Consider the following 13,201-nt stretch of genomic DNA (forward strand, 5'->3'; position numbering starts at 1 on the left):
CCAGCATTTTCATCGGTTGCCAATGTACCCAGCCGGGATATTTCTCCACCAGTGCTCGACAGCGAACCTCATCCAAGCCCACCAACACCACGGCCACACCCAAAGACTTGAGTTTTTCAATAAGACCTTCAACGAGAGACATCGGCAAGGAGCGAATGGGATTTGAAGCCTCAGAGGCTAACACGGCCACGCCCTTATCTTGAGAGCGAATCTTTTCCACCAACTGAGTGATTTGACTATCGAGCTGGACCTTGGCCATCGACGGACGCCCAATTTCTGCCAATCCAATGGCCTCACCTACAACCAAGTAGTCTTGGACAATGTGATCCACGGGGCGCTTGTGAACCTGGGTGTTGTAGTAGCTCAAGTACTTGATCCGGCGCACGAGGTTGACATATCTACCCACCTTTCGCTGTGCCTTGATTTTTTTGATGAGCTTTCGACTGGCGCGAGAAGAATCCAAATCTACAATCAGATCATAAACCTGATGTTGGATATCGCCTTCTCTCACCTCCCTAATACCTGCCTCTCCAGCCAATAACCCGGAAAAAACGGGACGCACCAGTACATCCACCGAACCCCATTTGTCGGCTGCCGCACGAATCACACCCATGGACGAAACCACGTCACCCATGTTCGCTGTGTGAATAAACAAAACCTTCACATCCACCTCTTGTGAAGGTCGTTCTACCTCAATTTACCTGGGCAATCTCGAAGAAAATCTTATCCCTTATGTAAGATGCCGCGGAGCACCCACACGAAGATGCTCCTAGCTAGTAGGAGAGACTCTGCAAGGCTGTCATCGACAGAACATCAGGCCAGTATATGAGCTTTCTGATGTTGCCATCCATTTGATCAGTGAGCGACGGCCCTTCGCCCAAAGAAAAGTAGGCAATTCCTGTGAGTGGTGTGTAGGCCGTGCCCGTGTACTTGTCGTATCCATTTATAGCCGCCTGGAACTGATTGGGCTGAAAGGAAATGGCCAACCTCTCGGCACCCATACCTTTTGAGGTAGGAGCCAAGGTCTGATCGACAATTGAAGAGGACGATTGGTTCACCAACATGTTGGCACCACCTGAGACTCCACCTTTGACTCGTAAATAATCGGCACCACCACCGCTGGACTGATCGATGTTCAAGATGGTCCCCATCTTGGTGGTGTGGTCACCCGGATTGTAGTATTCCAACAAGATCGTTGAGGTAAAAGGATTCGAGAAGAAAGCAGGCCCCGGCGTGGTCAGGTTATCCGCTACACGCCCCATGGCACTTCCTGATGTGGCCACATAGGATGTCGGATACTTGCGCTTATTGATTTCCATTTGCGCACCCCACACATAAATGGAACCCAGTGCCGTGGGACTGAAGCTGGTGGCCGAAGTCGCGGGCATAATCCAAGCCGTCATCGTATTGGTGGTTGTTTTGGTGTGGGTAATCCAAACCCGGAACCAACCATTGGGGAGTTTTTCTACTCCGTGGGGCTTACTGGTGTTGTTGGTCGTCACATTGGCCAAATCCACAAAGAGGTCTGAGTTGGAAACTCCAGCCTCTTGCATGGTGATCCCCATAATTGTGGAAGTATTTGCTTTTACGTAGACTGAGAACACCAAAGTCGTGCCAGCTGCGTGTCCGGTAAAGTTGTTATAAAAGAGCTTATCGTTGTTTGAGGCATTCTTGTTGGTGTCTTCGATAAGGTAGGCTGTTGTCGTTCCATCAGGAGCAACAGTTGCATTCGGAGTGATATCCGGATCGTAAGCAAAGTTGAGCCATGCGGCATTATCAAAGGCCGTGCTATAGGCAAACTCGTTAGTTGTCACTCCTTCAATCAATAAACCTCTGGGAGCACAAAAGCGTGGCTGAGTCGGATTTAGACAATCGCCTGGGTCATAATCCCATCGCGGCACATTGGCCGATGCGGTGACCAAAATGCCATCGGAATCGTAATGGTAGGCTGGTCCACCACGGGTCAGCCCAAAGCCTGGAGGAAAACTACTGAAAAAATCAAAGTAGGTGCTTGCAGCCACAGGAGTGATGTTGAGATCTACCGTGGCGCCATCGGCGTCAGTAATTCGCGCTATTCCCGGAGCCCCCGTTGGTGTGTAAACTCCGGTTACCCCGTTTACCGTACCCCCGCCACTTACCATGGCATAATTCAAGGGCGGTGTGCCTCCCGTAATGGCCCAATTCAAATCAATGGGTGCCGTAACATCCGTTTTAATATTGGTTTCTAATGCCACTAGCGGCTGGATACCGACGGGGTAATCGCCAAAGTGGCGGGTGGCGGCACTTGAAAAGTAGTGTCTTCCACCACCATCGTCCCGATATGGACAAACCATCACGCCAGTCGAATTGACCTGGCTGTGATGGAGGTTGTTGATCACCAGACTGTTAGTGCCCGTTGTACCCGCGTGGGACATTTCGGCCGCAGCCCGATGACAATCGTAACCCTCGTTCATGCGGTACATCTCAAGATCTGACCAACTGGCCATGCCGCTACGGTAAAAAACAGCCACTCCATGTATGCCATTAGCACCATCCACAACGCCGGGTAAAAGATCCCAGTTAAGAGTCATCTGCTTGCCCGTCACACTGTATGTCCCACTTAAATAGCCAGGATGATCCTCGCTTGTCAGCGGAGGAATGATGCGGAAGGGCCCCATAAAGCCACTGTGCGAATTCCTCTCCTGATCGAAGTAGGTCTCTTCAAAGTGGAGCTTGGTCAAAAACTTGTCGGCTGGGTTGGAGCAAAAGCCGGATTTGTCCTTCCCCCCAGCAATCCGACTGAGCTGAGTGTTGTCCACGGTGCTACCAAAAAAGTACATAGTGTTGGTGCAGCTTGAGTCCTGACAAATCCTCTCAAGGGCATCTCCAGCCGTGTTACCACCGCTATTATCATGGTCAATCACGCGATAAAGAATACTGGCCCAATCAAAGCCCGTGTAACAGGCATAGTGACTGGCCGTCGCGCCAGGACCAAACCACCCCAGGAATACCTCATCGGGACCATGATAGTCTCGAGACTCATCTACAATAAAATTGCTGCCATTATGGGTGGCATGGACGTTGTAAGTCTGATCGGGCACAGCGACTTGCATCACCCTATCCGAAACCAGAGCTGGCATCGAACTCAATGAGACATCGGCAAATAGAATCTGTCCGCTTGGCTCCATCACGTAGGTCAGCGGCACGTCATCAAGAATATGAAAGTCAAACCATCCGTTAATGATCTCGGAAAAGTCGACAATCATCTTTGGTTTGCCGGGAGGCTTATAGTAAGCTGCTGCCTTGCCCGTTGGCCCTGATGTTGCTGTTGTCAGGTAACGACCTGAAATCTGTCCCTCACGACTTGAGGAGCTCAAAGCAAGGACCTCAACCTCAATTTCCTTATCTCCACTGAGGTCCACCAGTTGATCCCCATAATTAAAACTCATGGTCTCTAGTGTGGTGTTTTCATATATCGCCAAGACCTGAACCAAGCGGCCATTGCCCTTGGGAACAAAGAGCTCAAAAGGCCCTGTGAGTCCAGTACTTCCCGGGCATTCGTGGCAGTGGTGCTCAAAGATGCCCACGATAGGATGCTGAATTCCTTCTCCAGTCACATTGACCATCACCCGGGTCAAAATTTGTGTGCTGGTCGCTCCAACCTGTTGGCTTGGGAGATCAACCTGAAATGCCGCGGTATGGGAAGGCACCTTTCGATCACAGGCAAGAACTGCCAAACACAAGGAAATTGAACAGGAGATACGAAAAAAGGCGTACATCGAAATCACCCTCGGAACTGGAGTTGACGTTCATACGGTATAGACTCTTTTCGGCCCCTCGACCCATGTCCTGAACGATTTGGCCCTCCCAATCTGAGAATAATGGTCGTTCTTCGTGTGGCGGAATGTGTCGATTGCTCATGGCTACTACCATTCTCGAATCGAGCCAAGGGAGCGACAGGAGCTGTTGACTCAGCCCCATATCAAACTGAGAATAGGCCTCTGGAAGCATGATCATGATAATGATATCGGCAACCTGAAAGGACAGGCCATGGGATTACTTCTCAAACAGATCTTTCAATTTATCAAACTGCTTAACTCTGAAAATGGCACCAACCAAATTGCCGCAGGCATCGCAGCTGGATTTGTATTGGGCATGACCCCGGCCCTATCACTGCAGACGATTTTAGTCTTCGTCTGCATTTTCTTTTTCCGCATTCAGGCGGGAGCGGCCATGGTGAGCGCTGGATTTTTTGCCTTTGCGGCCTTCCTTTTGGACCCGGTTTTTGATCAAGTTGGGCGGGTCATTCTGGAAATCGGCGGTCTCCAGGGACTATTCACCACTCTTTACAATATGCCAATTATTCCTTTTACCCGTTTTAATAATACAATCGTTATGGGATCGGGAGTGGTCTCGATCACTCTTGCCCCTGTCATTTTTGTATTAGCCCGAATCCTGGTGGCCAAATACAGGGAGACGGTTCTCGAACGCTTTAAACAAACCAAAATCTGGAAGGCTGTTAAGGCCACTTCATTTTACAAGTGGTACTACAAGTATGATGAACTTTACAGGTAACTGAGCCTTCACTGACGACTCTAAAATTTCTGCAACCTGAATAATTAAGCGAGAACTTCATGACGAACGAAATATCAGAAACAACAAAGAAGCCCAAGAAAAAAGGACCCATTCGCTTTGAGGCAATCATTCCCGTTGTCATTGTCTGCGCATTGACAGGTCTTTACTTTTCATTCTTGTTTGATTCCAATCTGCGCCACCTCATTGAGTTTGGAGCCACCTATGTCCATGGTGCCGAAGTCAATGTGGGCAGTGTACGCACCAGTGTTTTAGGTGGTTCATTTAGCCTTAAGGGCTTACAAGTGACCGACAAGGAAGATCCAAACAGAAATCTCGTTCAGATTGGTGAAATCCGGTTTGGCCTCTTGTGGGATGCTCTTTTGAGAGCCAAATTCGTAGTCGATGAGGCCACAATTGATAATATCCAGGCCTATTCTCCGAGAAAGCGCCCGGGACGGATCATTCCCAAAACTGAATCTGCTGGCAAAAGCCAGGCGTTGGCAAAACTGGAATCCGGTGTTCTGGATCAGACCAAAGAGGATTATGAAGGCAACGTTCTAGGAGATTTGGCCCACATTGTTGAAGGTGCTGACCCTAAAGACCAAGCTCAAAGTGTTGAAGATGAGCTCAAAGCCAGCATTCGCATGAAAGAGCTTGAAACCACACTTAAAGAAAAGCAGAAGGCCTGGGACGAACGGTTGAAGTCCCTGCCGAAGAGCGAAGAGTTGAAGGATTTTGAGCGTCGCCTCAAGGCCGTTAAGGTCGATACCAGCGATCCGAAGAAATTTGCAGCATCATTAAAGGAAATCAAAGCTCTCAAGGAAGAGGCTGACCAGAAAATCAAATTGGTCAAAGATACCAGCAGCAATCTTGATAGTGACCTCAAGATGATGGACCAATCCTTTAAGGAGTTGGACGATCTCGTAAAGCAAGACATTAAAGACTTGGAGAATCGATTCAAAATTCCAAACATGGACATGGGGGACTTCTCAAAGAAGTTGTTTGGTAAGATGTTTGCCGACAAGTTAGTCACCCTCAACAAGTATATGGCCATTGGCCGAGAATACATGCCTCCTAAGAAGACGGCTGAAGAAAAAGCCGCTCAGGAATCAGAAAAGCTCGTACCCACTCCCCGCGGTACCGGCAAAAACTACAAGTTCCCGGTGACAAAAGGCTATCCTCTGTTTTGGCTTAAGAAAGGGAGAATTAGCTCTGAGCCAGGCCAAAGCGAATACAGCGGCAAGATCGAAGGTGAGATTCGCGATGTCACCTCCAACCCGGTGCAACTGGGCCGACCGACGGTGGCCACGGTCAAGGGGGACTTTCCCAAACAGCAGATCTATGGATTTGATGCCCTCATCACTTTGGATCATACCACCGAAAACCCCAAAGATGAGATTCGGGCGACGGTGGGTTCTTTCCCTGTCGGTGTCCAGAAGATTTCGGATTCAAATGACGTCAAGTTTCTGATCAACAAATCTCAGGGCCATAGCAAAATCACCGCCATCATGGAGAAAGAGCAGATGAAGGTATGGGTCAATAATTCATTTAAGGAAATGGATTACGACATCGATGCCAAGTCGGGAACGGTTAAAGAAATTCTCACTAATGTTATGGCCGGAATTCCTGAAATCACTGTCGATGCCAAAGCTTCAGGAACATGGAGCAAACTAAACATGAGCCTGCGCTCCAATCTAGGAGAGGAACTCTCCAAAGGATTCAAGAAGCAAATTCAGGCCAAGATTGATGCCGCCCGCGCCAAGCTCAAGGCCATGGTCGATGAAAAGATCGGTGCCGAAAGAGCTAAACTCACCGCGGAGTTCGACAAGATCAAAGGCAAAATCAACAAGGACGTGGATCGCGCCAAAGGCCAAGTTGACGGAGCCAAGAAGCAAGCTGAAGATCAGCTTGCAGGCAGCAAAAAATCGGCTGAGGACGGTCAAAAGAAGAAGGTTGAAAAGGAAGGCAAAAAGCTTCTTAAAGACCTGAAAAAGAAACTTAAATTCAAATAGTAGGGATGAGAAATGAAGATTCACATTCGTGAGGTCGATCGCAACAACCCGAACGAAGTGGATCTTATTGTTGGCCGCTGTATGGAAACAGTGCTGGAGACCGTCCCTGAGTTTAACAATGACCCTATGATGGCCCGGGATGCCCTTCCTAATTTCACATTCGAGGAAATGAAATCCATGATTTTGGGCGCCACCCATGATCCTCATCACAAGATAATCGTCGCGAGTGCCATGGATGGGGAAATGATGGGACATTCAATTTTCTCCATCAAAAAAGACAGTGATGGATTCACATACGGAAGCTTTTTCAGTCGCTATATTGCCCCTGAGCACCGTCGCATGGGTTTGGCTTCGAGGCTGCTAGAGGAAGCAGAAGGGTGGATGAAGGAAATGGGGGCCCAGTACTCCCAAGCTCAAACCCACGTCAAAAACTACAAGCTGCAAAACCTGTTTAGAAAATTTGGCTATAAGGTGACAGGTCCCAAAATGGCTAAATGGCCCTACTATGAACTCAAGAAAGACCTTTTAGGTTCTGACTAATCGTTGCGGCGATTGACGTCCTGAATGATGGCCACAGAAAGTCCAATAGACACAATTCCCGAAATCAAGCTGACCCAGGTTAACGAACGTTCCACTGAGATCTTAAGTGGGATGTGGACCACATCCTCACTCTGTACCGGAGGAATGGTGGCCGTACCAATAAGAATCTTCTCCATGTCTACCATCATCACAGAGTAGCCCTTGTCATCTCGCCTTCTGACAGAGACCTCGCCCAGGTCAGCCTTCTCCATGGCACCCCCGGCGTAGGCAATCAGCTGAGCCAGGTCAGTTCCCATCGGTACATGGTAAACACCCGGCTTATTGACGCCACTGACTAAATGAACCGAGATGAGAGGTTTACCTAACTCTCGGCCAACAAAAAACTCACTGGCTACTGCCGAAACCGTCGGCGGCGCTGCCATGGGGTTTACCACCTGAGCCACTGCTCCTGGGAGCTGGGCGAAGACAAAGAGAATTGAAAGACCTATTTGCGAAACACGTCTTGTTGCTTTCATGAGTCAGTCCCTGTTGAATCAAGTTGCTGAGTGTTCTCTGTGGCTTTCTGCGAACCTACTTCAAATCCAAATTTTTTCATAAACTGCTGTCCGCGCTGATCATCTGAATAGAAGGAGACTCCCCACGGGTCGCCGTTATCGTTCTTCTGTACCCGGTGACTAGCCACGAGTTGATAGAAATCAGCAATAATTGCGTCCCGAACTGAGATGGACTTCGACTTGGGGCTTTCGACGACAATGATGGAATAGGCTCCAATCATCTTGAGTTGGCCATTGGGGTGGTGACACTTGATGAATTCAGAGAAGTCTTGAATGAACTCCTGAACGCGAACAATACCCCGCTGTTGAAGTTCCTTGTAGTAAGGCATCAGATCGTAGACCACCGAGCGGAAACTCTCAGCATCCAGGATGACGTTGTTCTTGATCGGCAGATTCTGGGCAATCAAAGTCTGACTGTAAGACGAAACCTGGCGGGCCTGTTTGTACTCCATCAGGTATACGGAGCCAAGGACCACAAGTAAACCTGTCATGGATAGAGCAATGACCCCCAAGACCATCAACGGCTCGTCGAGGTGACGGAGAATCAATGCGGTTAACCCGCAATAGGCCGTCGCGATAAAAAGAACTGCTAAGGCTTGTGGTACCTTAAACCCCAGCTTCATAAGTTTGTGATGGACATGGTCGTGATCACCCTTCATTAGAGACGTGCGACTGCGAATCCTTCTGGCTATTGACAACAGAGCGTCCATTTCCGGTAAGGCCAAAAGAAACAATGGCACCAAAAGGAAATGCCAGGCAGGGGTCACAAGAGGAATAGGCAGTGTCGCCCCCATTGCGGCCAGAAAAAATCCCAAAAAAGTGGAGCCACTGTCTCCAAGATAGATGCGAGCCGGAGGCCAGTTGAAAAACAGGAATCCCATGCAACCACCCATCACAGCAAGTGAGCTCAATCCGGGACCTGATAGGCCAAACAGCAGAACAAAAAAACCACAGACGATCATGGAAAACCCGGCGGCCTCACTATCCATTCCATCGATCATGTTAAGGGCGTTAATAATCCCTAGCATCCAAAAGGCCGAGATTCCAATTGCCAAGGGTTCCCATACCCCTAGCTTGCTGAGAAGCAGGGACTCAGAGGGAATCACATAAAACCAAAGGGCGACAGCCAAAAGCTGTCCCGCCAACTTCTGCTTGGCTTTCAACTCACGGACATCGTCCACAGCTCCAGTTAATATCAAGGGTAAGCCTGCAAGAAGAACGATCTTGAGGTCACTCAAATGAAAGACGTAACCGGCCATTCCCACAGCGAGGTAAGAGGGAACTCCACCCAACAGAGGAACTCTGCGCCGCTTTTTGCGGCGGAAGTCCACACCCGATAGCCAACCTCGGGACTTGGCCACATGAATAGTGACAAAGTTCAGAGCCAACGAGGCTAAGGTCGAGACCATTAATATAGAAAATGCCTGGTGCATTCCGGATTCCATCAGTTCCTTATCGAATGATTCCCCCCCTGAGTGAAGTCGAGGAACTATATTATGAATGTGCGAATGGTCAAAACGAGCTACCATAATTGGTGATGAACCACTCCCCTCGACCAACAGTGAGTATTGTCATCCCGGTTTATAACGCCGAGGACTATCTTGTTGAAACTCTAGAGAGCCTTCTTGCCCAGACATATACCAAGGTCGAGATCCTTGCTGTTAATGACGGATCATCAGATGGTAGTTCAGAAATACTGCAGAGGTACTCTGAGCAGGTGCGAGTTTTCAGTCAAGCTAATGCCGGTCAAGCTGTAGCCCTCAACAAAGGCTGGTCGATGGCCTCAGGCGAGTTATTTGGGTACCTGAGTGCCGACGACATCCTTAAACCCGGTGCCATTGAAACTCTTGTCCATTCTCTATTAAACGAATCGGACATAATTGGGGTTTATCCCGATTACGAGCTGATCAACGAAAAAGGACAAGCCATCAAAGAAGTCCACGCTCCTGAGTTTTCCCTCGAAGATCTGGTGATAAAAGGCATCTGCCAGCCCGGTCCGGGGGCGATTTTTAAGCGAGATGCTTATGAAAGAACTGGAGGTTGGAATCCGGCTTTACGACAATTACCTGATTATGACTTCTGGCTGAGACTCACCCGCTTTGGCGAATTGAAGCGAGTTCCACAAACTCTCGCAGGCTTTCGCGTCCACGAGGGCTCGCAAAGCTTTGCTCCGTCGACACCTGCTAAGGCGGAAGAACCTTGGCAGGTGATGACCCAGTATTTTCATCAGACTTCCGGCCTCAGAGAGAGCCTTAAGCCAAAAGAGGATTTGGCCCTTGCCCACGCACATCTGCTCTCAGCCCGACTTCACTGGAGATCGGGAAGAAAACTGGACGGAAATCGCCACCTCTATGCCTCAATTCAACACTCTCCGGCTGCCTTTTTTTCGCCCCTTGGTTTTAAACGCTTTTTAAGTGGTTGGTTGGGCCGATATCGATACCAAATCCAACATCGCATTGGCAAAAACTAGTTCGCCGTACCCAGCAATTCCGTATAGGGATCGATCTGATTGATCAGGGTCAGTTTTCTATCCAGGTATCGATTCATGGCTGATCGATAGGCTTCCCATTCGGACTCGTTTTTCGGGATCATTCTTTCCAGAGCCGTCACATAGCCCTTGTAGTGATCCCCCTGAACAACGACTCCGGCACCTTCTCTATCCATGTCACTCCAAGGAGTTTTGTCGGAGATCAAAGGTACACATCCGGCCTGCAGAGCCTCAAGGATGATGTGTCCAAAATTTTCACCTCGGGTTGGCAAAAACAAGACGTGGTACTGAGAAAGAACAGAAATGACTCTATCGGCGGAGACCACCCCTCTGTACTCCACCCTGTGCTGTTTCGACAAGGCATGGGCCTGCTCCATACAAGAGGCGAAATACCCGGCATCCTTATTTTCGCTGAGGGGCCCGTAGATATCCAATGTCACTGGTGTACTGATATGAGCTAAGGCCTCTATAACTGTTTCCAAATTCTTCATTGGCGTAATACGGGAGAGAAATACCATCTTTAATTCTCCCGGCTCCTTCCTGATAGCCCCGATTTCCTCGTCGATCCCTATCCAAATCAGATCGGAGGCCACCCTGACCTCAGGTTCCAGGTGGTGAATGCTGAGAAAATTCAATATGTCTTTTTTCTCCAGCTCACTGCTTGCCTGAAACACAACACCATCATAGAGACCGACAATCGAGGCTAACCAGAGGAAACAGCTTTTTTTGAAACCACGAATTCTTCTAGCACCTGGTGACAGCTCACCGCGCACGGCTAGGATGACCCGGGAGTCTGGCACTAGATTAAGCCGCCTCATGATTAGATATTTTATTGAAAACTTCCATGAGAACAGGGAGTTCAAATAGACAACATCAAATCTCTCTTCCCTGAGACGATCCACCCATGAAAAGAAACCCGAATGTAGAGAATCCAGATAGTCAATATCGAGATTCTCGTCCTTTCTGGTCGCAACCATCGCTTCTTCAGCGAAGACCTGGGACTCTCCCCAGTCATGATTTCGAGTCCATATTGTGAAGTGATAGTGCAATTTAAGAAAGCGAGTCATTGCCTGCAAGGAGCGCACCGGGCCGCCCGCTCTATAGCCAGGAAGAAAATAATCACAGAGAACAAGAACACGGGGTTTTGCCAATTATTATTCTAAAAGGAAGCGGATTCCTTCTCCTCCATAATACCTCGCCAATCACGCAGGCCAAAAAAGTACACAGCCATGGCGTAAATAATGCCAAAGTGTATATTGAGTTCCTCACTGTGAACAAAATAGATAAGAAGCCAGGCTAAATAAGCTCCCAGCAAAAAGAATACGCGTGGTCTTCCGGTTCTCGATCTCGTCACAATGTAGAGATAGAAGGGGAAAGCTAAAAGTAATGCCAGCATTAAAAGCCCCACCACACCCAATGAGTAGGCCACATTGATATAGAGATTCAAAAAGCTGGCCGTTGCATCTAGCTGGTTAGCGCGACTGAAAAGCAGATTGGAATGCCCGAGACCGTAACCCCACACGGGTGCCGGGTTTTCCTCCATGTATTTGTAGACATAATCACGATTGGTGGATTCTGCCCCCTTTTCCGTCAACACCGGGGCAATTCGCGTCCAGATCACTTCCACAAGATTTGTCGTGCCCTCGATGTTTCTGGAAACCATAAGAGAGAAAATCACCGAGGCGACCGCAAGCGGCACGAGTATCCGTGAGATCTTTTTGATTTCCGGTATGAGCCGCCGAACGTTAAAGGCCGCGGCTCCCAGCAGACCAACCATTGTGCTCAAAATACCGGTCAGACTGCCCGACAGTAGCATCATGGCGCCCATCAAAAGACTTGCCACCAGCCCCCGCCAGCCTTTGATACTTAAGGACATAAAAATGGGTAGAACCAACCATTGAGCCAAGTGACTGGGCTCACGAAATGATCCCATGGCCCGATGAAAGGCATAGGTAAAAACTGTGAGCTGTTCCTCACCTGAGGTTCCGACCCGGGTTCTGGGGAGCTCTGGCCAACCCTTAAGCTGGGCGACGTAAACATATCCAGCATAAAGAGCGACGATCCCGCCAATGATGGTCAGGTTACGAATTAGGAGGTTTGCTTGGTTGCGCTGTAGAAGCCAATAAGTCACACCAACCGCCGATGCAAAGGACAAAAGGTTGATGAAACGAAGTCCTACGTAAACCAGATAAGGCGTTGTCGCCTTAGGTGGCAGATAAAGACTGTAATCTTCAAGCATCATATTGGTGAGAGTTGTACCAATGGCCCAAATGAGAAAAACCATCACCACCGAAAAACCTGGAAATAGTCTCACCTGTCTACGGGCAAACAGCCAAAAGAACAAGGCCACTACACCAGTCTGTGCAAACCAAGGAATGGGCACTGGCCCGATCGCGTAAGCACCCAGAGCCTGCGCAAGCAAAAGCAGAGAAAACACATAGGTAAATTTTCGCGCACCCTTGGGTTCCGCTGTCGTGACCGGCATACTTCATATTACCAACCGAAGGATGACTTGTGAGGTTCTAGGTTCAGAGTCCCGACCTAGGTAGGGTCAGCCTTGAATAGCGGGACAGGGATCACCAGTCTTTGAGCAAATGGATTGTCGCTTTCTTTGAATATAGGCCACGACCAGAGTCTGAAGCTCTTCACAGGTAAAGGGCTTAAACAGAATATCCGCCGCTCCCATTTCCTTGGCTTTTTCCAAGGTTAGGGCCATATCTCCGGTTACAAACAAAAACTCAAAATTCTTTCTGCTGCGAATCTTCTCCAGAAACTCAAGGTTCCACCCTGAATCTGGCTGGGAGTCAGGAAGATGATAGTCGAAAAGACCGAGGTGAATCTGGTCGTCCTGGTCAATGATGGCACTAGCCTCCTTGAGGTTATAGGCCTTCTTCACCCGGCAACCCAAGTCGGAGGCGACAAATTCGGCCATGTCACAAAGACCTTCTTCGTCCTCGATAATCAGAATTTCTAAACAACAGCCATTGGACATATCTGGTTCAAATTAAAACATTTTGTTGTGCGAGCGAACAAACAAAATGAAAAAGTGGCAG

At 48.9% G+C, this 13,201-nt stretch carries 11 protein-coding genes; 4 read left to right on the forward strand and 7 right to left on the reverse strand.

The window, feature by feature from the left end; all coding sequences use genetic code 11:
* Both H6624_09660 and H6624_09665 read right to left on the reverse strand, forming a co-directional pair.
* A partial coding sequence (locus H6624_09660; protein MCB9084602.1) for a glycosyltransferase family 9 protein occupies positions 1-664 on the reverse strand: 664 nt, incomplete at its 3' end.
* 109 nt (positions 665-773) lie between these two features.
* On the reverse strand, positions 774-3,758 hold the full coding sequence (locus H6624_09665) for a hypothetical protein (GenBank protein MCB9084603.1): 2,985 nt from the start codon (positions 3,756-3,758) through the stop codon (positions 774-776).
* Between the two features lie 271 nt (positions 3,759-4,029).
* Here H6624_09665 and H6624_09670 point away from each other — a divergent pair, with 271 nt between their 5' ends.
* From H6624_09670 to H6624_09680, 3 genes are read left to right on the forward strand one after another with little or no spacing between them, the layout of a single operon-like run.
* Positions 4,030-4,554, forward strand: a complete 525-nt coding sequence (locus H6624_09670; protein MCB9084604.1) for a TIGR03546 family protein — start codon at positions 4,030-4,032, stop codon at positions 4,552-4,554.
* A 59-nt stretch (positions 4,555-4,613) separates the two neighbouring features.
* Positions 4,614-6,566, forward strand: coding sequence for a TIGR03545 family protein (locus H6624_09675; GenBank protein MCB9084605.1), 1,953 nt, complete (start codon positions 4,614-4,616; stop codon positions 6,564-6,566).
* A gap of 12 nt (positions 6,567-6,578) precedes the next feature.
* Positions 6,579-7,106 carry a GNAT family N-acetyltransferase gene (locus H6624_09680; GenBank protein ID MCB9084606.1) on the forward strand — a complete coding sequence of 176 codons (528 nt, stop codon included), beginning with the start codon at positions 6,579-6,581 and terminating at the stop codon, positions 7,104-7,106.
* Here H6624_09680 and H6624_09685 read toward each other — a convergent pair.
* Both H6624_09685 and H6624_09690 read right to left on the reverse strand, forming a co-directional pair.
* The gene (locus H6624_09685; protein ID MCB9084607.1) at positions 7,103-7,621 is read right to left on the reverse strand and encodes an SLBB domain-containing protein; all 519 of its coding nucleotides are present in this window, start codon (positions 7,619-7,621) and stop codon (positions 7,103-7,105) included. The genes H6624_09680 and H6624_09685 overlap by 4 nt on opposite strands.
* The gene (locus H6624_09690; GenBank protein MCB9084608.1) at positions 7,618-9,105 is read right to left on the reverse strand and encodes an undecaprenyl/decaprenyl-phosphate alpha-N-acetylglucosaminyl 1-phosphate transferase; all 1,488 of its coding nucleotides are present in this window, start codon (positions 9,103-9,105) and stop codon (positions 7,618-7,620) included. The genes H6624_09685 and H6624_09690 overlap by 4 nt, the downstream gene beginning before the upstream one ends.
* 92 nt (positions 9,106-9,197) lie before the next feature.
* Between H6624_09690 and H6624_09695 the strand changes: the two genes are divergently transcribed.
* Positions 9,198-10,130 carry a glycosyltransferase gene (locus H6624_09695; GenBank protein ID MCB9084609.1) on the forward strand — a complete coding sequence of 311 codons (933 nt, stop codon included), beginning with the start codon at positions 9,198-9,200 and terminating at the stop codon, positions 10,128-10,130.
* On the opposite strand, the gene H6624_09700 is transcribed toward H6624_09695, so the two are convergent.
* The 3 genes from H6624_09700 to H6624_09710 form a co-directional block, all read right to left on the reverse strand.
* A complete protein-coding gene (locus tag H6624_09700; GenBank protein ID MCB9084610.1) occupies positions 10,127-11,299 on the reverse strand; it encodes a glycosyltransferase family 4 protein in 1,173 nt (390 codons plus the stop codon). The two genes, H6624_09695 and H6624_09700, sit on opposite strands and share 4 nt — an antisense overlap.
* An 8-nt stretch (positions 11,300-11,307) precedes the next feature.
* Positions 11,308-12,633 carry an O-antigen ligase family protein gene (locus H6624_09705; protein MCB9084611.1) on the reverse strand — a complete coding sequence of 442 codons (1,326 nt, stop codon included), beginning with the start codon at positions 12,631-12,633 and terminating at the stop codon, positions 11,308-11,310.
* A gap of 66 nt (positions 12,634-12,699) precedes the next feature.
* Positions 12,700-13,140, reverse strand: a complete 441-nt coding sequence (locus H6624_09710) for a response regulator (protein MCB9084612.1) — start codon at positions 13,138-13,140, stop codon at positions 12,700-12,702.
* Positions 13,141-13,201 lie beyond the last annotated feature (61 nt).

This window comes from Pseudobdellovibrionaceae bacterium (assembly GCA_020635075.1).
Taxonomy (GTDB): Bacteria; Bdellovibrionota; Bdellovibrionia; order Bdellovibrionales; family UBA1609; genus JADZEO01.